We start from the raw sequence: 24,265 nt of genomic DNA on the forward strand, positions 1-24,265 counted from the left end.
TCATTCCACGTCCCCTACGACGAGCAGCGGATGGCGTGGTCGACGATCCAGCGGGTGGTCCCGTCAGCGGACGATCAACCGGTGGAGCAGGAGACCGAGGGCCAGGTCCAGTTGCCGTTCGCCTGGATCGTCACGCCGAAGTTGTCCGCTCACGCACGCGTGCCCGACACCGGGTGGTGCCGGGCACGCGGGTCCGCCGGAACGTCAGCTGGCGGCGCAGGTGAGCACCGGTGTGCTCGGCGCCCCGCCGGAGGACCCGAGGAACCCGAACGTGGTGCCGGCCCCCGCGCCGACCGAGCCGTTGTGCGCGGCGTTGCGGGCGGTGATCGTCGAGCCCTGGCTGGTCACCGCGGCGTTCCACGACTGGCTGACGGTCTCGCCGCCGGCGTAGGTCCACGACACGGTCCAGTTGCTGATCGGCGACGTGCCCGCGGTGACGCGGACCTCGCCCTGGAACCCGCCCTGCCACTGGTTGACCACCGTGTACGTCGCCGAACACCGCGCACCACCGGGTTGAGTGGTCGTGGTCGTGGTGGTCGTCGTAGTGGTGGTGCCCGTGGTCGTGGTCGTGGAGGTCGGCGTCGTGGTCGACGTCGGAGTGGTCGGACCGCCCCAGCCCTGCGTCGAGTCCAGCCACGTGACGCGGCGCTGCATCCAGTCCCGCATCGCCTGCACCTGTCCCTGCCACGTGGGCGCGGTCGGGGTGCGGAAGAAGCCGACGGTCGGCGAGCTGAGGTTCGGCCAGCGCTGGAAGTTGCGCTGCGCGCCGTTGGTCAGCGGCCGGGACAGGGCGTCGACCCGGCTCGCCAGCGAGGAGTCGGAGAGCGGGCCGCGCCGCAACGCCTGCCAGCGCGACTTGACCTGGTTCACGAACGCCGGGTCGCGCAGCAGCTGCGCGTGCCAGTCGTTGGCGCTCGGCTGCCGGGTCTGGAGGTGCTGCCAGCCGGCGACCTGGTCGTTCTGGAAGAAACCGCCGACGCCGAACGTGAGGTCGAAGTCCCACAGCGGCCCGGCGACGATCTTGCCCTCCCGGTCCTTGTAGAAGTGGGCGCTGCGGAGGTAGGCGTCCATGCCGCGGCTGAGCTCGTTGACGATCATGTGGTCGATGAACGACGGCACGTCGATGTACTTCTGGTACCCGGTGACCGGGTCGGCGAAGTTCGGCGCCCGGAGCACGTTGTGGAACTCCTGGACGTGACCGCGCAACCAGTCCCGCTGCTGGGCGTTCAACGGGTCGGGGTCGACCACCTCGAGGTAGTTCCAGCAGGTGTTCGCCGGCCCGGTGCACGCCAGCGTGGGCTCCTCGGCCGCCATCCACTCGAACTTGAAGATGTACCCGCCCTGGATCTTGGGCAGGGTGGTGTCGTCCTCGTCCAGACCCTTGAGGTCCAACCGGTTCTTCGAGTTCTTGATGGTCTCGACCATCATGTAGACGCCCATGTAGTCACCGGCGCCCACGGGGGTGGCGTCGGTGTTGAGGTAGAACTCGACGAACTTGTACCGCGGCGCCTTGAGCCCCATCTCGCGGCCGAGGTCGTAGACGAACGCCTCGCGGATCAGGGACTTGTCGGTGAACGGCCCGCGCAGCACCCAGTCGGAGTCGGCGGGCATGCCGAGCACCGGGTAGTCGGCGTCGTCGCCCGCGTTGTCCCAGAACTCCAGCCGGTACGGCGTCTTCTCGAACGAGGCCGACGACTGCCCGCGCAGCTTGAACCCGCCGCGCGTGGCGACCGCCGGGGTCGCGGCCAACGACGTCGTGCCGCCCGCCTGCGGTTCGAAGATCATGGTGGCGCCGTCGAAGTACTCGCGCTGCGGCTTGCCCGCGCCGTAGGAGTCGATCGCGACCACGGGCAGGTCGTGCGCCGTGGTGGTGGCCTCGCGGGCGACGTACATCGCCGTGCCGGGACGGCCGGACGCGGCGTTGGCGACGAACGCCTGCGCGCGCAGCTGGGTGGTCCGGGTGAGCTGCACCGGTGAGCCCTGGTAGGGCGTCGACTGCGCGGTGGGCAGCTGGCCGTTGGTGGTGTAGCGGATCTGGGCGCCGGCGATCGCGGTGCCCAGCGTCACCGACACCTGTCCCTGGAACGTGCCGCTCGGCACGGAGAACGTGATGTCGCCGACCAGGTCGTCGGCCGCCGCCGCGGCGATGGCGTCGGCGGCGGCCGTGCCACCGGTGGACGCGGCGGGGGAGGCGGGTTCGGCGCCGGCCGACAACGGGATGAGCAGGCCGGTGAGGAGCACGGCGGCGACCGCCAGGCCGTGGGCCTTGTGGGTTGCCGCGGCGCCGTTGCTGCGGGGGGTCAAACGCACGATGCCTCCTGTTCGGGTCGGTGGGACGAGATGGTGGGCGCCGCGCCGGCCGACGACGTGGCGCCGTGGAAGTGGCGGCGCAACGTCCGCCGCCAGGGCGCGTCGGGCAGGTCGAGGCGGAGCGCGGCCAGACCGGTGGCGTACTTGGAGATCCGGGCGGGCCGCACCCCTCGCTGCCACAGCATCCGGTCGACCGGCGACGCGGCCGACGCGGTCTTGGTCTCGATCACGGCCCAGCCGGACAACCTCAGCGCGGCGTCGTCGTGCCGCCAGGACAGCGCGGTGTCGATGGTGACCCGGCTCGCGGAGTCGGGCAGCAGCAACGTGGTGCGCTGGTAGCCCGTGACCAGGACCGGGTCGAGCGAGCCGTCGGCGCCGGGCGCGATCGACTCCCGGGCGAGCGCCTCGTCGACGAAGTCGCGTCCCGGGTGGACGGTGTCGCGGTCGCCCTGGTGGTAGGGCAGCCGGTGCTTGGTGATGCTGCCCCGGGCGCCGCTGATCTTGACCTCCAGCCAGCACTCGGCGGAGTCGAGGTAGGTGCGGGTGCGCACCTTGAACCGGCGGCGCCTGCGGTAGGCCGCGGAGTGGTAGCTGTCCAGCCGCGGCGTGTCGAAGTAGACCGACTCGTAGCGGAACGTCCGCTCACCGCCGATGTCGAGCACCCGTGCGTGCGGCACGAGCTGTTCCAGCAGGGGTGGCAGCGCTTCGGCCGGCACGACGTACTTGCGGTCGACCCTGGTCTGCAGCGCGGCCCGCTCGATCAGCTCGGCCAGCCCGACCGGGCTCATCCGCGCGAGGGCGGGCACGAAGGCCGTCGTGGTCATCGGCGCGCTCCCTGGTGTGCGGTCGCGGTGGGCGCCTTGGCCAGGGCGTGCTCGGTCAGCGCGTACCGGACGTCGACGATCGTGGTCTCGTTCACCAGGTCCAGCCGCTGCACGGTGACGGAGTGCACCCTGGCGTTGAGCAGTTGCTCCAGGTGCGCGACGAGTGCGACGTGGTCGGCGATGGCCGAGTCCAGGACCAGGACCTGGTGCCGGTAGTGGCGGAACAGCCTCCGGTTGTCGCCGAGGAACATCACCACGACGATGAGCCCCATGAGGCCGCCGTTGAGCCACATCGAGGTCGTGCTCAACGCGCCGAGCAGGCCGAGGGCCAGGGCGGAGAAGTAGTACGCCACCTCGTGCTGGTCGAGTTCCGTCGAGCGCAGCCGGATGATCGACAGCACCCCGAACAGCGCCATGCCGAGCCCGATGCCCGCACCGGTGTTGCTGGTGCTCAGCGCGCTCGCGACGGCGAGGACGCCGACGTTGACACCCAGGTAGGCGACGACCAGGTCGCGGCGGCGGTGTCGCGGGAAGTAGAGCCCGAAGACGAGCAGCACCACCGCGCAGATGTCGATCGCGAACAGGACGAGTTGGGACATCTCGTTCGTTCCTCCTACAGCCGCATGCCGAGGTCGGCTGGGCACCGCCCGCTTCTTGGCGGGGGTCTGCAGGACGGTCGCCGAAACTTTCGAATATTCAAGTAAACTTTCGGGATCTCGTTCGAAACGATAGGGGGCACCATGGTGTCGCGTCAATGAACTGCCGGTGTACCGGCGCGTATCAAAAGGTGGATACTCCGCTGGTAGAGCCCATTTGGACGCGGTCGCGGCGGCCTTTTGGCAGAGGGACGATGTAGTACGGACTGTCATCGGCCCATGTCAGCGGGTGTCGAAACTTTCGACTTCAGTTCCCCTGCTGGAGCACAAGTCATGGTCGACGTCTGCTCCACGCGGGTGCGTGGAGCAGACGTGTGCCGGTCGGCCGGGAGGGGTCAGGACGGCCAGTTGCCGAGGGCGACGTGGAGCACGTCGAGGGTCTTCGCCCAGGACGCCTCGGTGTCGCGCGGGTGGTGGCCGAACCCGCCCGCCGCTTCGAGGGTCGTGTAGCCGTGGAACGTGCTGTGCAGCAGGCGCACCGCGTCGGTCTCGGCCGGCTCGGGCAGGTGGTAGCCGCGCAGGATCGCGCGGGTCATCTCGGAGTGCCGGTCCGCCCGGCTGGTGGCCGCGATCTCCGGGGTCAGGTCGACCCGCATGGCGGCGTAGCGGCCGGGGTGCTCCCTGGCGTAGTCGCGGTAGGCGTTGGCGAAGGCGACCAGGGCGTCCTTGCCCGCGCGTCCGGCCAGGGCGGAGGCGGCGCGGTCGGCGAGCTCCGCCAACGCCAGCACGGCCACCCGTTCCCGCAGGTCCTGCGCGTTCTTCAGGTGGGAGTACAGGCTCGCGTCCTTGACGCCGAACCGGCGGGCGAGCGCCGAGACGGTCAGGTTGTCGAACCCGACCTCGTCCGCCAGCTCCGCCGCCGCTCGGACCAGTCGTTCGACGGTCAGCCCCGCGCGTGCCATGACGCCTCCTCGAACCTAGGAGTCCTAGGCTATCACTTATATGTTTGTCCTTGGTGACTAGCTGACGTAGCTTGGAGGCATGGAACCCGTGACCGAGCGCGAGATCCGCGCGTCCTTCGTCAACTGCACCAAGGGCGAGGCGAAACGCCTCTCCGTGCCGGGTGACCTGTCCGCCCGCCCGTGGGACGACCTGGACTTCCTGGGCTGGCGCGACCCGGCGTCACCGCAGCGCGCCTACCTGGTCACCGCGACCGGCGACGGCCTGGTGGGCGTGGCGCTGCGCCTGGCCGCACCGCACGCCGGTCAGCCACGCCGCACCATGTGCTCGCTGTGCCTGACCACGCACCCCGGCGGCGGTGTCTCCCTGATGACGGCGCGCAAGGCGGGGCGCGAGGGCCAGCAGGGCAACTCCGTGGGCGTCTACCTGTGCGCCGACCTGGCCTGCTCGCTCTACCTGCGCGGCAAGAAGGACGCCGGTCCCGGCGCGCGCCTGCACGAGTCGCTCACGGTGACCGAAAAAGCCGACCGGACCGCGGCCAAGCTCGCCGCCTTCCTCGCGCGGGTGACCGGCTGAGTGCCGCCTGTGTGGACTGTGACCGAGTTCGCCGAGGACTGTGACCGAGTTCGCCGACGGGAAAAAGCGAGGTGGTGTCGGGAACTCCGGAGGTAGGGTTGAGGAGTTCGGGGCGCCGTCGCCTCTTCGTCGCGCCCTTCTTTTCCTCTGGGGGACCCACGCATGACTTCCGCAGGTGTGTCCGACGCCGTGACGTCGCCGCCCGCGCTCACCCGCGCCGACCGCGCCGTGATCGGCGTGCTGCTCGTGGCCACGTTCGTGGTCATCCTGAACGAGACCATCATGGGCGTCGCACTGCCCGTGCTGCTCACCGAACTCGACGTGACCGCCGCCGTGGGCCAGTGGCTCACCGCCGGCTTCCTGCTGACCATGTCGGTGGTCATCCCGATCACCGGCTACCTCATCCAACGCGTGACGACCCGCGTGCTCTACGGCGTGGCGATGGGCCTGTTCAGCGCGGGCACGTTGCTCGCCGCGCTGGCGCCCGGCTTCGAAGTCCTCCTCGCGGCCCGCGTCGTGCAGGCCTGCGGCACGGCGATCATGCTGCCGCTGCTCATGACGACCGTCATGACGCTCGTGCCGCCCGCGCGTCGCGGCGCGGTGATGGGCAACATCTCCATCGTCATCTCCGTCGCGCCCGCCATCGGGCCGACGGTGTCCGGTGTGGTGCTGGACATGTTCAGCTGGCGCGCCATGTTCTGGGTCGTGCTGCCGATCTCGGTGGCCACCCTCGTGCTCGGCCTGCGCTGGGTGTCGCGCATCGGCGAGACGAGCGACGCGCCGATGGACGTGCTGTCGGTCGTGCTGTCGGTGGTCGGCTTCGGCGGCCTGGTCTACGGGCTGTCGAGCATCGGGCACAGCGGCAGCGGGTCGTCCGCCACGCTGTGGGTGTCGCTCGCGGCGGGTGTGCTGGGCATCACGGCGTTCGTGCTGCGCCAGGTGCAGCTGCAACGCTCCGAGCGGGCCCTGCTGGACTTGCGGACGTTCGCCTTCCGCACGTTCACGCTGGCCAGCGCCCTGATGATGGTGATGATGGGCCTGCTGCTCGGCGTCGTCACCATCCTGCCGATCTACACCCAGAACGTGCTGGGGCTCGACCCGCTCGCCACCGGCCTGCTGCTGCTGCCGGGCGGTCTGCTGATGGGGCTGCTGTCGCCGTTCGTCGGCCGCCTCTACGACCGGGTGGGGCCGCGCGTCCTGCTCATCGTCGGCACGATCGCCACGAGCGGCTCGCTGTGGTTCGCCACGACGTTCGACGAGGGCACGCCCACGCCGCTCGTGCTGGTGTTCCACCTCGTGCTGAGCCTGGGCCTGGCGTTCTCGTTCACGCCGCTGTTCTCCTCCGGCCTCGGCGCCCTGCCCTCCCGGCTCTACTCGCACGGCAGCGCGATCTTCAGCACGACCCAGCAGCTCGCCGCCGCGGCGGGGGTGGCGTTGTTGGTCAGCGTGATGAGCGCGCGTGCCGCCGAGCTGGCCACGGCCGGTGAGGCGCGCGTCGGCGCGGAGATGGGCGGCATGCACTCCGCGATCCTGCTGGCGGCGATCCTGTCGCTGGTCGCGGTGGCCGGTTCGTTCATGGTCAAGGCGGGCAAGGCCGAAGACGCGCCGCACCACTAGCGAACGGCGGGTGCGGGGGCGGCATTCGCCCCCGCACCCGACCCGGGTGTTTGTGGCGATTTGTTCATAATTGTGAATCCGCAGATTCGCCCGGACGAAAACATTGCGTGCTTCCAAAGGTGTGCGTTAACGTGCCTGGGAACGCTCCCAGAATGAGTTTGCGCAGTTCAGAAGCGTGAACTCGGGCCGCTCCGCGTCACACCAAGGGAGAAACAATGAGGTTGAAACCCTTTGTCGTCGCCACTGCGGTGGTGGCAGTCGCGACCCTCGGATTACCGGGCGCCACGGCGACCGCGGCAACCACGCACCACGAGGCCGAGTCCGCGCCGGCGGTGTGCACGGGCGCCGTCGAGAGCAACTGGTCGGGCTACTCGGGCACGGGCTTCTGCAACGCGGCCAACGCCGTCGGCGCCCACGCGCAGTTCACCGTCACCGCGCCGGCCGCGGGCACCGCGACCGTCCTGGTCCGGTTCGCCAACGGCGGCGCCGCCGCCCGCACCGCCGACCTCGTGGTCAACGGCTCCACCGCGCAGTCGGTCTCGTTCGAGGCGACCGGCGCGTGGTCGACCTGGGTCTCGAAGACCCTGTCCGTGACGGTGCCGGCGGGCTCCGCCACGATCCGGCTCAGCCCCACCACCTCGGCCGGCCTGCCGAACGTCGACTACCTGGACTTCACCCAGGACGGCACGCCGCCGCCCGCCGACGCGCTGCACGTGGCGACCGACGGCGACGACGGCAACCCCGGCACGCTCGCCGCGCCCCTGCGCACCATCCAGCGCGGTGTCGACCTGGCCCAGCCCGGCGACACGATCCACGTGCGCGGCGGCACGTACGCGCCGAGCACCAACATCCAACTGCTCAAGAACGGCACCGCGAGCGAACCGATCACGCTGCGCAACTACAACGGCGAGCACGTGGTCATCGACGGCGAGAACATGCCGCACACGCCGGGCGCGGTCGGCTCCAGCATCCCGCGCGCCGAACGCGGCGCCGTCCACGTCGAAGGCGACCACTGGCGGCTGATCGGCCTGGAGATCGTCCACGGGCCCTACGGCGTGTTCGGCCTCGACGTCAACAACACCGTCTTCGACCGGCTCGTCACGCGCGACAACTACGAGTCCGGCCTGCACCTCCAGGGTGCGTCGAGCAACAACCAGGTCGTCAACCTGGACGCGTACGGCAACCGCGACCCGCGCAAGAACGGCGAGAGCGCCGACGGCCTGGCCATCAAGGAGGGCTCCGGCACCGGCAACGTCGTGCGCGGCGCGCGGCTCTGGAACAACTCCGACGACGGCCTGGACTACTGGATGTTCTCCTCGCCCATCCTGCTGGAGAACAGCCTGGCCTGGGGCAACGGCTTCAACCGCTGGAACCTGCCCGACTTCACCGGTGACGGCAACGGGTTCAAGCTGGGCGGCAACGGCGTCGCCGCCGACCACACCGCGCGCAACACGATGGCGTGGGACAACGCGGCCGGCGGCTTCGTGGACAACAACAACCCCGGCCGGCACCGGATCGAGCGCAGCACCGCGTGGGACAACCCGAAGACCGGGTTCCAGTTCGACCGCTCGACGAGCACGCTGACCAAGAACCTGGCGGTGGCCAACGGCACGAACGCCTCGCTCGGTTCGAACTCCGGCGGCAGCGGCAACTCGTGGGACCTCGGCGGCTCGTGGTCGTTCGCGAGCACGAACCCGGGCGCCATCACGGGTCCGCGCACCGCCGACGGCTCGATCCCGTCCTCCACCTTCCTGCGTCCGAGCAACGGCGCCGACGTGGGAGCGCGTTTCTAGCACCAGCACCAGCACCAGCACCAGCACCAGCACCGCGGCGGGGCCGGGCACGACGCCCGGCCCCGCCGTGCGCCGTCACCCCGCGCCTCACCGGCGAAGCGACTGCCGGCGATCCGCCGACCGGCCGCCTGCTCGACGCCGTCCCTCCATGTGCCTATAGTGCTAGGTAGCTAGATAAATGGAGGTAGTCGTGATCGAGTTCCACCTGGACGGCAGGTCGGGCCTGTCGCCGTACCAGCAACTGGTCCGACAGGTGCGGCACGCGTTGCGGCTCGGCCTGCTGCGCCAAGGCGATCAGCTGCCGAAGGTGAAGGACGTGGTGGCGGACCTCGCGATCAACCCGAACACGGTGCTCAAGGCCTACCGCGAACTGGAGCACGACGGCCTGGTCGCCGCCCGTCCCGGGGTGGGCACGTTCGTGACGGGCACGCTGTCCGGCACCTCGCTCGCCGCGCTCGCGCCGCTGCGCCAGGACCTGCGGCGCTGGCTCGCCAAGGCCCGCCGCGCCGGCCTGGACGAGGAGGGCGTCGAGGCGTTGTTCCTCACCACGTCCCGCGCCGCCGCCGAGGAGGACACGGCGTGACCGTCCTGCGCGCCCGGGGTTTGGGCAAGAGGTACCAGCGGCGCTGGGCGTTGACCGGGTGCACGCTGGAGGTGCCCGCCGGGCACGTGACCGGGCTGGTCGGCCCGAACGGCGCGGGCAAGTCCACGTTGCTCGGCCTCGCGGCGGGGATGCTCGCACCGTCGAGCGGCACGATCGAGGTGTGCGGCGGCGTGCCGGGCAGCGGTCCGGCGCAGCTGGCGAAAGTCGGCTTCGTCGCGCAGAACGCCCCGGTCTACGCGAACCTGACCGTCGAGGAGCACCTGCGCCTCGGCGCGCGCCTCAACCCCGGCTGGGACGACGCGCTGGCGCGGGACCGGGTCGCCGGGCTCGGGCTCGACCCCGCGCTGGCCGCGGGCAAGCTGTCCGGCGGCCACCGCGCCCAGCTCGCGCTCACCCTCGGCATCGCGAAACGGCCCGAACTGCTGCTGCTGGACGAACCGGTCGCCTCGCTGGACCCGTTGGCGCGGCGGGAGTTCCTCCAGGACCTCATGGCGGCGGTGGCCGAGCACGGGCTCAGCGTGGTGCTGTCCTCGCACCTGGTCGCCGACCTGGAACGCGTCTGCGACCACCTCGTCGTGCTGGTGGACTCCCGGGTCCGGCTCACCGGCGACGTCGACGAGCTCCTCGCCACGCACCGCAGGCTGACCGGGCCGCGTCGGGACGTCGACACCCTGCCGGCGGACCAGCGGGTCGTCTCGGCGCGCCACACCGACCGCCAGACCACCGTGCTGGTGCGGACGGAGGCGCCGATCCTCGACCCCGCCTGGGACGTCGGCGAACTCGACCTGGAGGACCTGATCCTGGCCTACCTGGGCAACCCCGGCGTCGAACGCCCGAACCTGGGGGTCGTCCGATGACGTGGCTGACGTGGCGGCAGCTGCGCTTCCCGGTGGTGTCGGTGTGCGCGGGGCTCGCGCTGGTCGGCGTGGCGCTCGTGATCACGCGCCCCGACCGCGGCGGTCGCGGCGACCTGGAGCCCTGGTACGACGGCAGCCTGCTCGCGGTCTACGCGCTGCCGGCCGCCCTCGGCGTGTTCTGGGGCGTGCCGATGATCACCCGCGAGCTGGAGGCCGGCACGCACAACCTGGTGTGGAACCAGAGCGTCACCCGCACCCGGTGGCTCGCGGTCAAGCTCGGCGTGGGCGCGCCGGCCGCCGCGGTCGCGGTCGCGCTGCTCAGCCTGGCCGTCACCTGGTGGGCCGAACCCGTCGACGCCACGGCGGGCCTCGACCGCACCTTCAAGTCGCGCATCGTGCCGGTGGTGTTCGCCGCACGGGGGATCACGCCGATCGGCTACGCCGCGTTCGCGTTCGTCCTCGGGGTCGCGGTCGCGATCCTGCTGCGCCGCACCGTGACGGCCATGGCCGTGACCCTCGTCCTGTCCGCCACGCCCGCGTCGGCGGCGGAGCCCGAGCATCCCGACGCGACGCCGCGCCTGCCCGCGCCGACCGGCCGGCACGCGGTGGGCACGACCTCGCTGCACCTCGTCGACCCCTCGCGCCCGGACCCGTGGGTGCCCACGACGAACCGGGAGCTGATGGTCTCCCTCTTCTACCCGGCGGCGTCGGCGCACGGTCCGAAGAAGCAGTACATGACACCGGCCGAGTCGCGGGCGGTGCTGGCGGAAGGCGGCATCACCACCGTGCCGCCCGACGCGTTGAGCACGGTGCGGACCAACGCCGCGGTGGACGCCCGACCGGTCGGGCGGCGGCACGGCCTGCCCCTGGTCGTGCTGTCGCCGGGCTACCTGCGGCCCCGCGCCACCCTGTCCTCGCCGGCGGAAGACCTGGCCAGTCACGGCTACGTCGTCGCGGTGGTCGACCACACCCACGAGAACGTCGCCACCACGTTCCCGGACGGGCGGGTCGCGCCGTGCGCCTCCTGCGAGGTCCTCCACGACCCCCCGTTCTGGCTCGCGCTCGGCGCGGGCCGCGCGCGGGACGTGTCCTTCGTGCTGGACCAGCTCACCGGGCCGCTGCGCCACCACCGCGGCGCGAACCTGGTCGACGCCTCGCGGATCGCGATGGGCGGCCACTCCGTGGGCGGGGCGAGCAGCTTGGAAGCAGCGCGGGCCGACTCCCGCATCCGCGCCGCGATCGACGTGGACGGTGTCCTCGGCACGCCGGTGCCCGAACCGGGGATGTCGCAGCCGGTCATGCTGCTGGGGCGGCAGGAGAACTACGACCCGGGCGCGCCGGGGGCCGAGAGCTGGCAGGACGCCTGGCCGTTGCTGACCGGGTGGAAGCGCTGGCTGGTGGTGGCGGGCATGGCGCACCCGTCGTTCACCGACATCGGCGTGCTGGGGCCCCAGCTGGGCCTGGACCTCGGCACCGAGGTCGGTGGCGAGCGCGGCGCGGCGATCACCCGCGCGTACGTGCGGGCGTTCTTCGACCTGCACCTGCGCGGTGAGCCGCAACCGCTGCTGGACCGCGCGTCGGCGCGCTACCCGGAGGTCTCGGTCGTCGAGCCGTCGAGCTGACCGACGAGCACCCGCTTCGCCGAGTGGACGTGCTCCTCGGCGAAGCGGGTGACCTCGGCGGCGTCGCCGATGTCGAGCAGGCGCACGATCTCCCGGTGCTCGTCCACGACCACCGCCCGGTAGTCGTGGTGGCCGAGGCGGATCCGGGTGAGCTGGAACAGGTGCACCTGCGACCGCACCGCGCGCCACGCCTCGAACAGGCGCCGGTTGTCGGCGGACCGGTAGATCGCGTCGTGGAACTCCATGTCCAGCGCGAGCAGCTCGTCGCTCGGCGCGCCCGCGGCCAGCCGGCGGGCCATGGCGTCGACCAGACCGCCGAGGGCGTCCAGGTCGACCCGGCCGATCGCGCGGCGGCCGGCCAGCCCTTCCAGCGCGGCGCGGACCGAGTAGACCTCCTCGGCGTCCCGCGCGGTGAGGTCGATGACCCTGGTGCCGCGGTGCCAGGCGCTGCGCACCAGCCCCTCGCGTTCCAGCACGGCGAGGCCCTCGCGCACCGAGCCGCGGCTGACGTCCAGTGACGCGGCCAGTTCCACCTCGCGCACCGGCGAGCCGGGCGGGAACACGCCGGCGAAGATCGCTTCCCGGATCAGGTCGGCGGCCTCGTCCGCGAGGCCCCGCCGGTCGGCCTTGCGCAGCTGCATGATGTCGAATGTTGACATCAGCGCGGTCGTTGGTCAAGGTGGGGGCATGAGACCCGGTTTCCACCTCGCCGTGCCCGTCGACGACCTGGCCGAAGCCCGCGAGTTCTACGGCGGTGTGCTCGGGCTCGAAGAGGGCCGTTCGGCCGAGACGTGGGTCGACTGGAACTTCTACGGCCACCAGTTCGTGACGCACGTCGTGCCCGGACCGCGCGGCGACGCCGGCCGCAACCCGGTCGACGGCCACGACGTGCCCGTGCCGCACTTCGGCCTGCTCCTGCCGATCCCCGGGTTCCACGAGCTGGCCGAGCGGCTGCGCGCGGCGGGCACGGACTTCGTGATCGAGCCGTACCTGCGGTTCGAGGGCGAGCCGGGCGAGCAGTGGACGATGTTCTTCCGCGACCCGGCGGGCAACGCGTTGGAGTTCAAGGCGTTCAAGGACGAGTCGCAGGTGTTCGCCAAGTGAGCCGGGGTGTGCTGGTCACCGGTGGCAGCCGCGGCATCGGCGCGGCCATCGCCCGAGCCTTCCGCGAGCTGGGTGACGAGGTCGTCGCGCTGTCCTCCGCGGACGTGGACCTGGCCGACCCGGCGGCGGTCGAGCGGGTGGTCGGCTCCGCCGCGGACGCCCTCGACGGCATCGACGTCCTGGTGAACAACGCGGGCCTGGTGGAGCTCGGTTCGCTGGACCTCCCGTACGAGCAGTGGCAGGCGTTGTGGCGGCGCACGTTCGCGGTGAACGTGTTCGGCGCGGCCGACATGTCGTACTGCGTGGCCCGGGACATGATCTCGCGCGGCACTCGCGGGCGGATCGTCAACGTCGGTTCGCGCGGCGCGTTCCGCGGTGAGCCGGACATGCCCGCGTACGGCGCGAGCAAGGCGGCGTTGCACTCGATGGGTCAGTCGCTGGCCGTTTCCCTCGCGCCGCACGGCATCGCCGTGGCGTCGGTGGCCCCCGGATTCGTCGGCACCGACCGGGTGGCCGACCTGGTGACCGACGAGGTGCTGGCGCAGAGCCCGTTCGGCCGGGTGGCGACGCCGGAGGAGGTGGCCGCCGCGGTGGTCTACCTCGCCTCGCCCGCGGCCGAGTGGGCGTCCGGCGCCGTGCTCGACCTCAACGGCGCTTCGTACCTGCGGACCTAGGAGTGTGTGGTGAGCCGTTCCGGATCGGTCGGCCTGATCCTGCCCCGCGACCTCGCGCCGTCGCGGGTGCTGCCGTTCGCGCGGCGCGCCGACGAGCTCGGGTTCGACGAGCTGTGGGTGGTGGAGGACCTGGGTTTCCGCGGCGGGATCGGCCAGGCGGCGGCGGTGCTGGCGGTGACGGAGCGGATCCGGGTCGGCATCGGCCTGCTGCCCGTCGGCGCGCGCAACGCCGCGTTCGCCGCGATGGAGGTGGCGACGCTGGCCCAGCTGTTCCCCGGGCGGGTCGACATCGGCATCGGGCACGGGATGCCGGGGTGGATGCGGTCGGTGGGGGAGTGGCCCGCCAGCCCGTTGACGTTGATCGAGGAGTACCTGGGCGCGGTGATGGCCCTGCTGCGGGGTGAGTCGGTCGAGCCGGGTGAGTACGTTCGGCTGGCCGGGGTCCGGCTGGAGCCCGAGTGCGTGCCCGAGGCCCCGCCGCGCGTGCTGGCCGGGGTGCGTGGTCCGCGTTCGCTGGCGGTGTCGGGGCGGGTCGCGGACGGGACGGTCCTGGCCGAGCCGACGACGCCGGAGTACGCGCGGGCGGCGCTGGCGCACGTCGACGCGCGCCGGCCGCACCGGCTCGTCGGCTACAACGTGGCCGCCGTGCACGCGGACGCGTCGGTCGCGGTCGAGGAGGTCCGGGCGGGGCTGGAGTGGATCGGCGAGCCGGACTGGGCGCCGCACATCGCCCCGCTGCCGTTCGCGGCGGAGTTCGCGGCGCTGCGGCGGGAGTCGGGCAGCCGGGAGGAGTTCGTGCGCCGGCTGCCGGAGGAGTGGGTGCGGCAGCTGGCGGTGACGGGCACGGCCGAGGACGCCAGGGCGCGGTTGGCCGAGCTGTTCGCGGCCGGTGTGGACAGCGCCGTCCTGTTCCCGATCGGCCCCGACCCGCTGGAGGCGGCGGAGCGGTTGGCCGCGGTGCTCTGAAGCCGGCCGCGCCGCACTGACGGGTTCAGGCGGTCGTGGTGAGGCGTGGTGGTCGAGCGCCCGGGGGCGTCGGCTCCAGCCGGTCGAGCAGCGCCCGCACCGGACGCGGGTCCGCCACCGCCGGGCACACCGCGCCGCCCGCCTTCACCAGCCGGTGCAGGTGCACGCGCTCGTGCGACGACAGGCGCAACGCGTCCGCCAACGCCCCGACCACCTGCGCCGACGGGTGCCGGTCACGCCCGCGTTCCAACCGGGTCAGGTACTCGACGCTCACCCCGGCGAGCGACGCCGGCTCCGCGCGGCGCAGACCGGGCGTGCGGCGGCGCGGTCCGGTCGGCAGGCCCACCTCGGTCGGGGCGATCGCCGAACCTCGGCGCGCTGGAGCCGACCCTGCCCGACGACGCGGTCCGCCGGTTGGAGGCGGCGGTGGAGTTCCGGCTCGGGTTCCCCGGCGACTTCATCGCCGAGTGCGAGCCGTCCCCGTTCGTCTTCGGCGACACGGCCACCAGGGTCGAGCCGCGCTGAGCCCTCAGAGCACGCCGGCGACGACCCCGGTCACGGCCTTGTGCACGGCGTCGCGCCCCGGCCGCGCGCCGCGGTCGGCGAACAGCAGGTGCGCGGTGCCGATGAGGGTGGGCGCGAGGGCGTCGACCGCGGCGTCCGGCGCGATGCGGCCGAGGTCGCGTTCGGCGGCGAGGTAGGCCGCGATCATGGTCACCGCCTCCGTCAGCACCGGCACCCCCGCCGGCCACGCCCGCCGCAGCCGGGCGCGCAGCTCGTCCCGGAAAGTCACCAGGGCGACGATCGCCACCGCGACCGACCCGAACAGGGCGATCAGCGCGTCGGTGACGTTGTCGGCGACCGTGCCGGAGCCCACGGCCTCGCGCAGGGCGGCGGCCTGGCCGTCCATCCGGTGGACGCGGTCGAGCACGAACTCGGCCAGGAAGGCGTCGAAGTCCTCGAAGTGCCGGTGCAGGACGCCCTTGGCGCAGCCCGCCTCGGTGGTGACGGCACGGCTGGTCAACGCGCTGGGACCGTCCCGCAGCAGGATGCGGTCGGCGGCGTCGAACAGCTGCTCGCGCACGTCGCGGATGGCCACACCGGTCGGCACGGTGCTCCTCTCGGTTGACGAGTGGGCGCTTGCCCACTCATAGTGGGCACATGCCCACGATACCGTCGGAACCCCACCGCGCCCGCCGGATGGCCGAGTCGTTCGGCACGGACCCCGAGCGCTACGACCGCACCCGACCGTCCTACCCGGACGCCCTGGTGGAGGCGATCGTCGCCGCCAGTCCCGGTGTCGGCGTGGTCGACGTCGGCACGGGCACCGGCATCGCGGGCCGGCAGTTCCAGGCGGCCGGGTGCCGCGTGCTCGGGGTCGAGGTCGACCCCCCGGATGGCCGCCTGGGCGCGGCGGCGCGGGCTCGACGTCGAGGTGTCCTCGTTCGAGGACTGGGAGCCCGCCGGCCGGGTGTTCGACGCCGTGGTGTCCGGGCAGACCTGGCACTGGGTCGACCCGGTCGCGGGCGCGGCCAAGGCGGCGCGCGTGCTGCGGCCGGGCGGCCGGCTGGCCGTGTTCTGGAACGTCGCCCACCCGCCACCCGCCCTGGCCGGCTCCTTCGCCGACGTCTACCGCCGCGTGCTGCCGGACTCCCTGCCCGCCCGCGCGCCCACCACCTCCGGTGACTCCGTGTTCACCACCAGGGCGATCGACGGCATCCGGCGGGCGGGCGCGTTCGGCGACCACGAGGAGTGGCGGTTCGACTGGACCCGGACCTACACCCGGGACGAGTGGCTGGACCAACTGCCGACCTCCGGCGCGACCGCCCTGATCCCGCCCGGTCAGCTGGCCGAGGTGCTGTCCGGCGTCGGCGCGGCCGTGGACGCGGCGGGCGGCAGCTTCACGATGGCCTACACGGCCCTCGTGATCACCGCCGCGCGAACCGGGGCCGCGCCGGCGCCCGGCCGGCGCCCGACCAGCCGGTGACGACCCGCGACGTGGCCGCGCCTCCCGGTGGCCACCAGCCGGCCGCGCGGCGATCCGCCGCACCGGGCGGAAACCGGTCGGGTTACGTTTTCGGGCATGGGGGACGAATGGGTGCGTGAGGGCGGTCACGAGCCGGTGTGGGCGCGGTGGCGGCGACCCGGGCCCACCGGGGCCGAGTGGCGCGGCGACGTCTGGCTGGCGCTCACGGCGCTGGCGGGCGCCGTGCTGGTGACCGTGCTGATCAGCAGCATGGGCGCGGGCCTGTGGGGTGACGGGCCGCCGCTGGCCGAGCAGATCGCCTGGGGGGCCGCGCTGACCCTGCCGCTGGTGGCGCGACGCCGTTACCCGCTGACCGTGATGGTCGTCGTCGGCGCGCTGCTCATCGCGGTGCAGGTCAGGCAGGTGGGTGACAACCTGGTGCCCTCGGTCGCGTTGTTCCTGGCCATCTTCAGCGCCGGCGCCTGGGGGCAGGACCGGACGCGGGCGCGATGGGCGCGGATCGCGGTCGTCGTGGCGATGTTCGGCTGGCTCGGCTTCGGGCTGGTGAAGTTCCTGCTGGCGCCCACGCCGCCGTTCGAGGACGCGGCCGGGCCGCTCGACCCGGTGCTCGCGACCGTGCTCTACGGCATCGGGTTCAACGTGCTGTTCTTCCTCTCCGCGTACTTCTTCGGCGAGATGGCGTGGGTCTCGGCCCGCCGGCAGGCCGAACTGGAGCACCGCGCCGAGCAGCTGCGCCGGTCGCAGGAGCAGAACACGCGTGGCGCGATCGTGGCCGAACGCGTCCGCATCGCCCGCGACCTGCACGACGTCGTGGCGCACCACGTGTCGGTGATGGGCGTGCAGGCGGGCGCCGCGCGGCGGGTGCTCGACCGCGACCCCGACCTGGCCCGCGAGGCGTTGCGGACCGTCGAGGACACCGCGCGCACCGCCATCGGCGAGCTGCGCGGGCTGCTCGGCGTGCTGCGCGCCGACCAGGACGAGGCGCCGGACGGGGCGGGCGAGACGTCGTCGCCGGGGCTGGACCGGCTGCCCGAGCTGGTCGAGCTGGCGCGGTCGGCCGGGCTCCACGTGGAGCACGGCGTGTACGGCGAGCCCCGGCCCGTGCCGGAGGGCGTCGCGCTGTCGGTGTACCGGATCGTGCAGGAGTCGTTGACGAACGTGGTGAAGCACGCGGACGCGCGCAAGGCCGACGTGCGGGTGCGGTTCCTGGAGAGCTCGCTGGAGGTCGAGGTGGCCGACGACGGCCGGGGGCACCCGGGCACGTCGCCGGGCCGGGCCGGGTTCGGCCTGGTCGGCATCCGGGAACGGGTCGCGGTGCACGGCGGCGAGCTGGAAGCCGGACCCCGCCGTGACGCCGGGTACCGGGTCCGTGCGAGGTTCCCGGCATGACGACCCCCTTGCGCGTGGTGCTCGCCGACGACCAGGACCTGGTGCGGGCGGGCTTCCGGGTGATCCTCGGCACCGAGGACGACATCGAGGTGGTCGGTGAGGCACGGGACGGCGTCGAGGCCGTGGCGGTGGTCGGCAGGCTCCGGCCGGACGTCGTGCTGATGGACGTGCAGATGCCGGGCGTCGACGGGCTGGAGGCCACCCGGCGCATCCTCGGCCCGGCCGGCGCGGGCAACCCGATCAAGGTCGTCATCCTCACCACGTTCGACCGCGAGGACTACCTGTTCGAGGCGCTGCGCGCGGGCGCGAGCGGGTTCCTGCTCAAGAACGCCTCGCCGGAGGACCTGGTCGACTCGGTCCGGGTCGTCGCCCGGGGTGACGCCCTGCTCTCGCCCGAGGTCACGCGGCGCGTCATCGCCCGGTTCACCGGGCCGCCGCCCGCCACGCCCGCGCGCCGGCCGGCGGAGCTGACCGACCGCGAGTTCGAGGTGCTGGTCCACCTCGCGCGCGGCGCGAGCAACGCGGAGATCGCCGCCGCGCTGTACCTGGGTGAGACGACCGTGAAGACGCACGTGTCGCGCATCCTGGCCAAGCTGGGCCTGCGCGACCGCACGCACGCCGTCGTGTTCGCCTACGAGCACGGGATCGTGGAACCGGGCCAAGGGGGTCCTCCGCGAGGATGACCCCCGGAGTCGATCTCGCGCCGGACGTGCCCGAGGCGCGCGCGACCTAGCGTTGCGGCCATGTTGACAGTGACGTCGGTGAGCCGGAGCTTCGGCGACCTCCAAGTCCTCGACGGGGTGTCCTTCGAGGTCCGACCCGGCCGGATGACCGGGTTCCTGGGCGCGAACGGCTCCGGCAAGACCACCACCATGCGCATCGTCCTGGGCGTCCTCGCCGCGCACGGCGGCACGGTCGCCTGGCACGGCTCGCCGGTGACCGGCGGCGTGCGGCAGCGGTTCGGCTACATGCCCGAGGAACGCGGCCTGTACCCGAAGATGGCCGTCGGCGAGCAGATCGCCTGGCTGGGGCAGCTGCACGGCCTCGACAAGGACACCGCGCGGCGCAACACCGGACGCCTGCTCGACCAGCTCGAACTGGGGCACCGGGCCGAGGACAAGCTGGAGGAGCTGTCGCTGGGCAACCAGCAGCGCGCGCAGGTCGCCGCCGCGCTGGTGCACGACCCGGTCATGCTGATCCTGGACGAGCCGTTCTCCGGGCTGGACCCGATCGCGGTCGAGACGGTGCTCGGCGTGCTGCGCGAGCGGGCCGCGGCCGGTGTGCCCGTGCTGTTCTCCAGCCACCAGCTGTCGGTGGTGGAACGGCTGTGCGACGACGTGGTGATCATCTCCGGTGGCCGGATCGCGGTCAGCGGCGCGCGCGACGAGCTGCGGGCCCGGTACGGCGCCACGCGGTTCGAGCTGGTGGTGGCGTCCGACGCCGGGTGGGTGCGCGACGTGCCGGGCGTCCGGGTGGTCGACGTCGACGGTCCGCGCATGGTGTTCGAACCGGACGGCGCCGCCGGAGTGGACCAGGTGGACCAAGTGGTCCTGGAAGCCGCCCTGCGCCGGGGTTCCGTGCGCAGCTTCACCCCCGTCGTGCCGACGCTCGGCGAGATCTTCATGGAGGCGATCTGATGACCGGCGTGACGGAGCGGGAGCGGGACGGCGGGTCGCGCGGGTTCGCCGCGGCGACCCGGCTGGTCGCCGAGCGGGAGATGAAGACCTTCCTGCGCGCCAAGGCCTTCTGGATCGGCCTCGGCGTGATCGTGGTGGGGCTGTTCGCGATGTCGATCCTGCCGACCGTGCTCGGCGGCGGCGAGACCAAGGTGGCCACGGTCGGCGCGCGGGCCGCGGCGGCGTTGGCGGACACCGGCGTGGAGGTCCGCGCGGTCGACGACCTGGCCGCCGCCGAGGCGTTGATCCGGTCGGAGGAGGTGGAGGCGGCGGTCGTGCCGGACACCACTGGCGAGTCGGCCACGGGTATCCGCGTGGTCGCGCTGGCCGACCCGCCGACCGACGTCGTGGCCGCGCTGCGCACCGCGCCGCCGGTCGACCTGCTCGACCCGGCCGAGGTCGGCCAGGGGCAGCGGCAGCTCGTGATCATGGTGTTCGCCCTGGTCTTCCTCATGTTCGGGATGAGCGGGACGGCCATCGCGCAGAGCACGGTCACCGAGAAGCAGACGCGGATCGTGGAGATCCTGGTGTCGACGGTGCCGGTGCGCGCGCTGCTGGCGGGCAAGATCGTGGGGCACTCGCTGCTGACGATCGGCCAGGTCCTGGTGATCGCGGTGGCCGCGCCGGTGGCGATGCGGCTGGGCGGGCACTCGGAGCTGCTGGCGCTGGTCGCGCCCGCGCTGGGCTGGTTCGTGCCGTTCCTGGTGCTGGGCTTCGTGCTGCTGGCCGCGATGTGGGCGGTGGCCGGGTCGTTGGTCAGCAGGCAGGAGGACCTGGGTTCGAGCATGGGCCTGGTGATGCTGCTGGTGATGGGGCCGTACTTCGGCGTGATGTTCTTCTCCGACAACGTCGCCGTGCTCACCGTGCTGTCGTTCCTGCCGTTCTCGTCGGCGATCGCGATGCCGGTGCGGTTGTTCGCCGGCGACGCGGCGCTGTGGGAGCCGCTGCTGGCGCTGGGGCTGCTGGCCGGCGCGGTCGTGCTGACCGTGATGCTGGCGAGTCGCGTGTACTCGGGCTCGCTGCTGCACACCGGGGGCAAGCTCGCGCTGGCCAAGGCGTGGGCCAGGGAGGCGTAGCGGCCACGCGGTGCCACCGGGGCACCCCGGTGGCACCGTGAACGCGACGGCGCGCTGCGGGCAACACCTGGTGTGAGGATGATGACCGAGCACGCGGACGACGGGCCCCCGGTCCCCGACGACCGGCCGGACCTGGCCGGACCGCACCCGTCGCGGCTCTTCGGGCAGCTGTTCGACCGGCACGCCCGGCCGCTGCACCGGTACCTGGCGCGACGGGTCGGCGACCTGGCCGACGACCTGGTCGGCGAGACGTTCCTGATCGCGTTCCAGACCCGCGCCGGCTACGACCCCGGCCGCGGCACCGCCCGTTCCTGGCTCTACGGCATCGCGACGAACCTGCTGCGCCGGCACGTGCGGCAGGAGGTGCGCGGGCTGCGCGCGGCGGCGCGGGCGGCCGGGTCGGCGGCGGGCGTCGAGGACCACGGCAACCGGGTGGCCGACGAGGTCGACGCCTCGGCCCGGGCCCGGCTGCTGGCCGGCGCGCTGGTCGAGCTCGAACCGGGTGACCGGGACGTGCTGCTGCTGACCGGCTGGGCCGGGCTCGACTCGACCGAGGTGGCCGAAGCGCTCGGCATCCCCGTCGGCACGGTCCGCTCCCGGCTGCACCGCGTGCGGCGTCGGCTGCGGGCCCACGCGTCGGACACCGGACACACGAGGAGCGGCGATGAGTGACGACGACATCCGCCGACCCTGGACCGAGGACGAGCTGGACTCCGCGCTGGACGCCTTGAACGCCGACGTCCGCGCGGCCGGGCCGGTGCTCGCCAAGGCCAGGGCGGCGTTGCTCGCGCACGTCGAAGAGGCGGAAGCGGCCACGGCGCGGGAGGGCCGACCTCGCCGGTCGAGGCTGCGCTGGGCGGCCGGCGCGGCGGCGGTGGCCGTGCTCGTGGCCGGTGCGCTCGTCGCGCAGACCGTGTCGTTCGGCCCGCCCGCCCCGGCGACCGCCGAGGCCGTGCAGACGCTCGACCACGCGGCGGCACGGGCGCTCGGCGCGGTGGACGAGCCCGTCGGACCCGGTCGGTACCGCTACGTCGCCACGCACGCCTGGTGGATGGCCACGTCCTCGGTGGAGGGCAAGGGCTTCGCCCGGCTCACGGAACACCTGCTGGAGACGTGGGTGCCCGCCGACCCGCGCGACGAGTGGCTGCTCCGCCGCGACGTGACCGGCAACGAGCAGTGGGTCATCGGAACGGAGGAGGAGGCGCGGGCGGCGGGCCTGGTCGGCGGGCGCGGCCTGCCCGAGGGGGAGTGGCGCGCGGCCTGCGGGGACTTCCACGGCGAGTCGAAGTGCGGCGGCGGCTCCTGGCAGAACCCGACCGCCGAGTGGCAGGCGGGACTGCCGACCGATCCGGCGGCGCTGTTCGACCGGTTGCGGGCCGACGTGCCGGACGACGACCGGGGTGACGCCGCGCTGGTGACCTACGCCGCCGACGCGTTGCGCAGCGGGCTGGTCGACAAGGACGTGCGCGCCGCGATCTACCAGGCGCTGACCAGGATCGCGGGCTTGGAGGTGACCGAGCGGCGGGCGAACCTGGGCGGTCGGGTCGGCATCGCGCTGGGCGTGGACGACGGCGAACGGCGGCACGAGATCATCATCGACCCGGAGACCGGCGCGTTCATCGGCGAGCGGCAGGTCGCGACCGACGACGTGGAGGACTTCGAGGCCGGGACCGTGCTGGGGTTCACCTCGGTGACGACGGGCGTCGTGGACGCCATCGGGGTCGAGTCCGCCGGCTGATCGGGCGACCAGGAGGGCCCGCGCGGGGTGCGCGGGCCCTCCGGCGTGCTCACGCAAAGTTACGGGCAACGGGGTGGGTGCGGACGCCGTATAGGAGGTGAGCGAGTGGAGGAGGTGTCACGTGCCCGATCGGGACCGCGAGTTCCGGGCGTACTTCGAGGCACGGGCGGCCGTCGTGCGGCGGACCGCCTACCTGTTGTGCGGTGATTGGCACCGGGCCGAGGACCTCGCGCAGACGGCGCTGGCCAAGGTCTACGTGCACTGGGGGCGGTTGGACCGGGACGGACGGGTCGACGCGTACGTGCGCAAGGTCCTCGTGCGAGCCGTGATCGACGACTCGCGGTGGCGGGGACGGCGGCCTGAGACGGTGGTCGAGGCGGTGCCGGAGGTGGCCGCGGCCTCGACCGGGGTCGAGGAGGCCATGGACGTGCGGCGGGCGTTGGCCGCGCTGCCGCCGAGGCAACGCGCCGCGGTCGTGCTGCGGTACTGGGAGGACCTGCCGGTCGCGGAGACGGCGGCGGCGCTGGGCTGTAGCGAGGGAACGGTGAAGAGCCAGGTGGCCAAGGGGTTGAGCGCCCTGCGCCGGGCGCTGGCCACCAGGCGGACCGTGCTGTGGGAGGGCTCGTGAGCGACGAGGTGCGGGACATGATCAGGTCGGCGCTGGTGGGCGAGCCGTCTTCGGGCCTGGAGTTCGAGCGCGTCGTCCGGGACGGGCGCAGGCGGCGGGCACGGCGGCTCGGCGTGCTCACCGGCGCGGCGGTCGGGGTCGTCTCGGTGGTCGCGATCACGGTGAGCGGGCTGTCCTCCCCGATGTCGGCGCCGCCCGCCGGGGTGCTGTCGACGTCACCGACCACGAGCGCGACGTCGTCCGCCCCGCCGCCGCCCGGCTGCGTCGTGGACCGGATGACGGGCGGCTTCCCCGACCTGCCGCGCGGTTCGGCGACGCCGGAGGAGCTGGCCGAGTCCGGTCGGCTCACCGAGGCGTTCCAGCGGTTCGCGCTGCCGCTGCCGGCGGGGGTCGAGGCGACCCCGTTGCGGCTGTGCGCCATCGACGGGAGCTGGGGCGGCGACTTCGGCCTCACCGGCGACCGGTCGGTCATCGTCTACGTCCGGCCGCTCGGCGGTCAGCCACCCGGCGAGTGCGTCCTGTTCACGCCGGAGACGCGGTGCTCGGTCAAGGTGCTGCCGGACGGCTCCACGGCACGGGTCACCGTGGAGCCGGGCGCGGAGGCGACGTTGGTCAGCGCGGACGTGTGGCGCGTCGACGGCACGTACGCGAGCGTCATGGAGACCGGCGGCAGGGGTTCCACGACCAGGGTGCTCGACGACGACCGGCTGGTGGCCATCGCCGCCGCGCCGCAGCTCCAGGTGCGGTGGGTGGGCCGTCCGGTGCCCGCCGCGCCCTCGGACCGCCGTGCGGCCGAGCTGGACCTGGTGCTGGCCGCCGCCCTCCCGGACGGCTTCGAGGTCGAGCCGACCCCCGCCGGCGAGTCGCTGCGCTTCCGCGTCCGGCAAGGCGGCTACCGCGCGATCGGCAACCTGACCGACGCCGAGGGCGCCGGCTGGGTGATGGTCGAACTGGGGCAGCCGGGCGCCGGCGAGGTGGACTGCGGCGGTCGGCCGACGTGCCGCCTGCTCGACCTGTCGGACGGCCGCAAGGCGGCGGTGGAGACCTCGGTGGAAAGCGGCGTGATGAGGATTTCACTGCACGCGAGGGCGGCGGACGGCACCGTGATCGGCGTGCAGACCACCAACGCCGCCGACCGCGGCACGCCGTCCGACCCGCCGACCCGCCCGAGCCCGGTCCTGTCGGTGTCGGACCTGGTCCGGCTCGCGGAACTGCCGGACCTGCACTGGTGATCGCGGTGCGGGCGCGGGAAGTGCTGCGAGGGGTTC

24 protein-coding genes and 1 pseudogene are annotated in these 24,265 nt (G+C 73.0%); 18 read left to right on the forward strand and 7 right to left on the reverse strand.

The window, feature by feature from the left end; all coding sequences use genetic code 11:
• Positions 1-204 precede the first annotated feature (204 nt).
• From ACQPYE_RS10905 to ACQPYE_RS10920, 4 genes are all read right to left on the reverse strand, one after another.
• Positions 205-2,310 carry a CotH kinase family protein gene (locus tag ACQPYE_RS10905; RefSeq protein WP_498720945.1) on the reverse strand — a complete coding sequence of 702 codons (2,106 nt, stop codon included), beginning with the start codon at positions 2,308-2,310 and terminating at the stop codon, positions 205-207.
• Positions 2,301-3,134 (reverse strand): polyphosphate polymerase domain-containing protein, encoded by an 834-nt coding sequence (locus ACQPYE_RS10910; protein ID WP_498720946.1) that lies wholly within the window; start codon positions 3,132-3,134, stop codon positions 2,301-2,303. The genes ACQPYE_RS10905 and ACQPYE_RS10910 overlap by 10 nt, the downstream gene beginning before the upstream one ends.
• A complete protein-coding gene (locus ACQPYE_RS10915; protein WP_498720947.1) occupies positions 3,131-3,733 on the reverse strand; it encodes a DUF4956 domain-containing protein in 603 nt (200 codons plus the stop codon). Before ACQPYE_RS10915 ends, ACQPYE_RS10910 begins: the two co-directional genes overlap by 4 nt.
• 392 nt (positions 3,734-4,125) lie before the next feature.
• The gene (locus tag ACQPYE_RS10920; RefSeq protein ID WP_498720948.1) at positions 4,126-4,692 is read right to left on the reverse strand and encodes a TetR/AcrR family transcriptional regulator; all 567 of its coding nucleotides are present in this window, start codon (positions 4,690-4,692) and stop codon (positions 4,126-4,128) included.
• 79 nt (positions 4,693-4,771) lie between these two features.
• Here ACQPYE_RS10920 and ACQPYE_RS10925 point away from each other — a divergent pair, with 79 nt between their 5' ends.
• The 6 genes from ACQPYE_RS10925 (at position 4,772) to ACQPYE_RS10950 (ending at position 11,759) form a co-directional block, all read left to right on the forward strand.
• Positions 4,772-5,266, forward strand: coding sequence for an FBP domain-containing protein (locus ACQPYE_RS10925; protein ID WP_498720950.1), 495 nt, complete (start codon positions 4,772-4,774; stop codon positions 5,264-5,266).
• A gap of 162 nt (positions 5,267-5,428) precedes the next feature.
• The gene (locus ACQPYE_RS10930) at positions 5,429-6,883 is read left to right on the forward strand and encodes a DHA2 family efflux MFS transporter permease subunit (RefSeq protein WP_498720952.1); all 1,455 of its coding nucleotides are present in this window, start codon (positions 5,429-5,431) and stop codon (positions 6,881-6,883) included.
• Positions 6,884-7,134: 251 nt separating this feature from the next.
• Entirely contained in the window at positions 7,135-8,676 is a 1,542-nt protein-coding gene (locus ACQPYE_RS10935) for a right-handed parallel beta-helix repeat-containing protein (protein ID WP_498720953.1), read from the forward strand.
• 190 nt (positions 8,677-8,866) lie between these two features.
• Positions 8,867-9,259 (forward strand): GntR family transcriptional regulator, encoded by a 393-nt coding sequence (locus tag ACQPYE_RS10940; RefSeq protein ID WP_498720955.1) that lies wholly within the window; start codon positions 8,867-8,869, stop codon positions 9,257-9,259.
• Positions 9,256-10,137 (forward strand): ABC transporter ATP-binding protein, encoded by an 882-nt coding sequence (locus ACQPYE_RS10945; RefSeq protein WP_498720959.1) that lies wholly within the window; start codon positions 9,256-9,258, stop codon positions 10,135-10,137. The genes ACQPYE_RS10940 and ACQPYE_RS10945 overlap by 4 nt, the downstream gene beginning before the upstream one ends.
• Entirely contained in the window at positions 10,134-11,759 is a 1,626-nt protein-coding gene (locus ACQPYE_RS10950) for an alpha/beta hydrolase family protein (RefSeq protein ID WP_498720961.1), read from the forward strand. Before ACQPYE_RS10945 ends, ACQPYE_RS10950 begins: the two co-directional genes overlap by 4 nt.
• Here the strand turns inward: ACQPYE_RS10950 and ACQPYE_RS10955 are convergent.
• On the reverse strand, positions 11,723-12,418 hold the full coding sequence (locus tag ACQPYE_RS10955) for a GntR family transcriptional regulator (RefSeq protein WP_498720963.1): 696 nt from the start codon (positions 12,416-12,418) through the stop codon (positions 11,723-11,725). The two genes, ACQPYE_RS10950 and ACQPYE_RS10955, sit on opposite strands and share 37 nt — an antisense overlap.
• Before the next feature lie 28 nt (positions 12,419-12,446).
• Between ACQPYE_RS10955 and ACQPYE_RS10960 the strand changes: the two genes are divergently transcribed.
• Genes ACQPYE_RS10960 through ACQPYE_RS10970 form a run of 3 tightly spaced genes read left to right on the forward strand, consistent with a single transcriptional unit; the run spans position 12,447 to position 14,503 of the window.
• Positions 12,447-12,863 carry a VOC family protein gene (locus tag ACQPYE_RS10960; protein WP_498720964.1) on the forward strand — a complete coding sequence of 139 codons (417 nt, stop codon included), beginning with the start codon at positions 12,447-12,449 and terminating at the stop codon, positions 12,861-12,863.
• Positions 12,860-13,537: an SDR family NAD(P)-dependent oxidoreductase gene (locus tag ACQPYE_RS10965; RefSeq protein ID WP_498720966.1), complete on the forward strand. Its 678-nt coding sequence runs from the start codon at positions 12,860-12,862 to the stop codon at positions 13,535-13,537. The genes ACQPYE_RS10960 and ACQPYE_RS10965 overlap by 4 nt, the downstream gene beginning before the upstream one ends.
• 9 nt (positions 13,538-13,546) lie before the next feature.
• Complete coding sequence (locus tag ACQPYE_RS10970; RefSeq protein ID WP_498720967.1) at positions 13,547-14,503, forward strand: LLM class flavin-dependent oxidoreductase; 957 nt, start codon at positions 13,547-13,549, stop codon at positions 14,501-14,503.
• A 25-nt stretch (positions 14,504-14,528) separates the two neighbouring features.
• Here ACQPYE_RS10970 and ACQPYE_RS10975 read toward each other — a convergent pair whose 3' ends face one another.
• Positions 14,529-14,849, reverse strand: coding sequence for a helix-turn-helix domain-containing protein (locus ACQPYE_RS10975; RefSeq protein WP_498720969.1), 321 nt, complete (start codon positions 14,847-14,849; stop codon positions 14,529-14,531).
• Positions 14,850-15,032: 183 nt separating this feature from the next.
• Positions 15,033-15,614, reverse strand: coding sequence for a TetR/AcrR family transcriptional regulator (locus ACQPYE_RS10980; RefSeq protein WP_498720970.1), 582 nt, complete (start codon positions 15,612-15,614; stop codon positions 15,033-15,035).
• An 89-nt stretch (positions 15,615-15,703) separates the two neighbouring features.
• On the opposite strand from ACQPYE_RS10980, the pseudogene ACQPYE_RS10985 reads away from it, so the two are divergent.
• The 9 genes and pseudogenes from ACQPYE_RS10985 to ACQPYE_RS11025 all read left to right on the forward strand — a co-directional run bounded on the left by ACQPYE_RS10985 (position 15,704) and on the right by ACQPYE_RS11025 (position 24,229).
• Positions 15,704-16,490: pseudogene (locus ACQPYE_RS10985) on the forward strand (class I SAM-dependent methyltransferase).
• A gap of 96 nt (positions 16,491-16,586) precedes the next feature.
• Positions 16,587-17,879 (forward strand): sensor histidine kinase, encoded by a 1,293-nt coding sequence (locus ACQPYE_RS10990; protein ID WP_498720971.1) that lies wholly within the window; start codon positions 16,587-16,589, stop codon positions 17,877-17,879.
• Complete coding sequence (locus ACQPYE_RS10995; RefSeq protein ID WP_498720972.1) at positions 17,876-18,562, forward strand: response regulator; 687 nt, start codon at positions 17,876-17,878, stop codon at positions 18,560-18,562. Before ACQPYE_RS10990 ends, ACQPYE_RS10995 begins: the two co-directional genes overlap by 4 nt.
• Positions 18,563-18,622: 60 nt before the next feature.
• On the forward strand, positions 18,623-19,516 hold the full coding sequence (locus ACQPYE_RS11000; RefSeq protein ID WP_498720974.1) for an ABC transporter ATP-binding protein: 894 nt from the start codon (positions 18,623-18,625) through the stop codon (positions 19,514-19,516).
• Positions 19,516-20,631, forward strand: coding sequence for an ABC transporter permease (locus ACQPYE_RS11005; RefSeq protein ID WP_498720976.1), 1,116 nt, complete (start codon positions 19,516-19,518; stop codon positions 20,629-20,631). Before ACQPYE_RS11000 ends, ACQPYE_RS11005 begins: the two co-directional genes overlap by 1 nt.
• A gap of 81 nt (positions 20,632-20,712) precedes the next feature.
• On the forward strand, positions 20,713-21,303 hold the full coding sequence (locus ACQPYE_RS11010) for an RNA polymerase sigma factor (protein ID WP_498722880.1): 591 nt from the start codon (positions 20,713-20,715) through the stop codon (positions 21,301-21,303).
• A complete protein-coding gene (locus tag ACQPYE_RS11015) occupies positions 21,296-22,369 on the forward strand; it encodes a CU044_5270 family protein (protein WP_498720977.1) in 1,074 nt (357 codons plus the stop codon). Before ACQPYE_RS11010 ends, ACQPYE_RS11015 begins: the two co-directional genes overlap by 8 nt.
• Positions 22,370-22,490: 121 nt before the next feature.
• The gene (locus tag ACQPYE_RS11020; protein WP_498720979.1) at positions 22,491-22,997 is read left to right on the forward strand and encodes a SigE family RNA polymerase sigma factor; all 507 of its coding nucleotides are present in this window, start codon (positions 22,491-22,493) and stop codon (positions 22,995-22,997) included.
• Positions 22,994-24,229, forward strand: coding sequence for a hypothetical protein (locus tag ACQPYE_RS11025; protein WP_498720981.1), 1,236 nt, complete (start codon positions 22,994-22,996; stop codon positions 24,227-24,229). The genes ACQPYE_RS11020 and ACQPYE_RS11025 overlap by 4 nt, the downstream gene beginning before the upstream one ends.
• Positions 24,230-24,265: the final 36 nt, after the last annotated feature.

The sequence above is a fragment of the Actinosynnema sp. CA-299493 genome, assembly GCF_050946825.1.
GTDB lineage: Bacteria > Actinomycetota > Actinomycetes > Mycobacteriales > Pseudonocardiaceae > Actinosynnema.

What these genes read in the sequence shown, in the direction of transcription:
- ACQPYE_RS10910 (WP_498720946.1), bottom strand. Translation starts at nt 3,134, where the DNA reads ATGACCACGACGGCCTTCGTGCCCGCCCTCGCGCGGATGAGCCCGGTC.
- ACQPYE_RS10915 (WP_498720947.1), bottom strand. Translation starts at nt 3,733, where the DNA reads ATGTCCCAACTCGTCCTGTTCGCGATCGACATCTGCGCGGTGGTGCTG.
- ACQPYE_RS10920 (WP_498720948.1), bottom strand. Translation starts at nt 4,692, where the DNA reads ATGGCACGCGCGGGGCTGACCGTCGAACGACTGGTCCGAGCGGCGGCG.
- ACQPYE_RS10925 (WP_498720950.1), top strand. Translation starts at nt 4,772, where the DNA reads ATGGAACCCGTGACCGAGCGCGAGATCCGCGCGTCCTTCGTCAACTGC.
- ACQPYE_RS10930 (WP_498720952.1), top strand. Translation starts at nt 5,429, where the DNA reads ATGACTTCCGCAGGTGTGTCCGACGCCGTGACGTCGCCGCCCGCGCTC.
- ACQPYE_RS10950 (WP_498720961.1), top strand. Translation starts at nt 10,134, where the DNA reads ATGACGTGGCTGACGTGGCGGCAGCTGCGCTTCCCGGTGGTGTCGGTG.
- ACQPYE_RS10955 (WP_498720963.1), bottom strand. Translation starts at nt 12,418, where the DNA reads ATGTCAACATTCGACATCATGCAGCTGCGCAAGGCCGACCGGCGGGGC.
- ACQPYE_RS10960 (WP_498720964.1), top strand. Translation starts at nt 12,447, where the DNA reads ATGAGACCCGGTTTCCACCTCGCCGTGCCCGTCGACGACCTGGCCGAA.
- ACQPYE_RS10990 (WP_498720971.1), top strand. Translation starts at nt 16,587, where the DNA reads ATGGGGGACGAATGGGTGCGTGAGGGCGGTCACGAGCCGGTGTGGGCG.
- ACQPYE_RS10995 (WP_498720972.1), top strand. Translation starts at nt 17,876, where the DNA reads ATGACGACCCCCTTGCGCGTGGTGCTCGCCGACGACCAGGACCTGGTG.
- ACQPYE_RS11000 (WP_498720974.1), top strand. Translation starts at nt 18,623, where the DNA reads ATGTTGACAGTGACGTCGGTGAGCCGGAGCTTCGGCGACCTCCAAGTC.
- ACQPYE_RS11005 (WP_498720976.1), top strand. Translation starts at nt 19,516, where the DNA reads ATGACCGGCGTGACGGAGCGGGAGCGGGACGGCGGGTCGCGCGGGTTC.
- ACQPYE_RS11010 (WP_498722880.1), top strand. Translation starts at nt 20,713, where the DNA reads ATGACCGAGCACGCGGACGACGGGCCCCCGGTCCCCGACGACCGGCCG.
- ACQPYE_RS11015 (WP_498720977.1), top strand. Translation starts at nt 21,296, where the DNA reads ATGAGTGACGACGACATCCGCCGACCCTGGACCGAGGACGAGCTGGAC.